Source organism: Streptomyces sp. PA03-6a, assembly GCF_033792765.1.
In the GTDB taxonomy this organism is placed as follows: Bacteria; Actinomycetota; Actinomycetes; order Streptomycetales; family Streptomycetaceae; genus Actinacidiphila.
In genome coordinates this window covers 1-1,093 of sequence record NZ_JARAVK010000569.1, presented here as the reverse complement: position 1 = coordinate 1,093, position 1,093 = coordinate 1, and the positions used below count along the sequence as shown (strand labels likewise).

The 1,093-nt window shown below is 67.8% G+C and carries 1 pseudogene; it reads right to left on the bottom strand.

Annotated features, from left to right (window positions below):
- Positions 1 to 967, bottom strand: a pseudogene (locus PV350_RS46660) (IS110 family RNA-guided transposase); the annotation flags it as partial.
- Between the last annotated feature and the right edge of the window lie 126 nt (positions 968 to 1,093).

The following is a 1,093-nucleotide window of genomic DNA, read 5'->3' as shown; positions in this document are numbered from 1 at the left end:
GCGCGGGTGATGGGTGAGGAGCCTGCGTATGCCTTCAGACCCCGGGCGTCGGCGAACCGCTGACGGTCGTCTCCGATCTCGGCGAGCACCCGGGCGCCGAGCTGGACGCCGAGACCAGGAAAACTGAGGATCACGCCAGCGTCCGGGTGCTGAGGGAAAGCCTCTTCGACCGCCTCGGCGAGGTCGTCGGCTGCAGTGCAGGCGGCCTCCAGTTGGACCAGCAGGGCCAGCATCTGCTTGCCGAGTGCGTCCTCGATGAGCGGTGGCTGGTGGGCCCACTCGGCCCGGAAGACCTCGCGGAGCCGCTCAGCCTCGGCTTCGATGCTTCGATGCTTCGCCTGCGGCCGGCGCGTTTGAGTGCGGCCTGAATCTGTGTGCGGGTCAGCTGGGCGGCCCTGGCGGGCGTGGGGGCCGTCCTGAGGAGTTCGCGGGCCTCGGGCCGACACAGGCCGTTGTTCCACTTGGCGAAGGCGTCCAGGGCGGCCGGGTAGTACTCACGGAGCAAGGACCGGAGCTGGTTGGCGGACTGTTGCTTGTTCCACGTCGCGTCCTGTTGGGCGCGGGCGAGGACGCCGACGGCCTGGGCCAGGTCGCTGTCCTGGGGCAGGGGGCGATGGGCGTGCATGTCTGTGCGGAGGATGTTCGCCAGCACAAGCGCGTCGCCGGGGTCCGACTTCTTGCGTGAGACGCTGTGACGATCGCGGTAGCGGGCGGCGGCCATCGGGTTGATCGCGAAGACCTGCCTCTTGCCGGTCCGCAGCACCGCCACGAGCAGGCCCCGGGAGGTTTCGATCGCCACCGGGACTGGGGTGTCCTCGGTGTCACCGTATTCGGCGAGCAGATCCAGCAAGATCCGTTAGCCAGCTGCGTCATCGGTGACATGCCGCTTGGCCAGCAGCTGGCCGGAGTCGTCGACGAGGGCGATGTCGTGAGTTTGTTCGGCCCAGTCGATTCCGCAGTAGATCACGTTGCTTCTCCCCTGAGCAGTAGTGTTTGCGCTGGTCACAAGCACATGCGGGCCACGCAGCGACCTAATTCCAGGACTCGGCACCAGGGCCGGTCCGCCACCTCAGTAGCCGTTCGTGGCACCAGC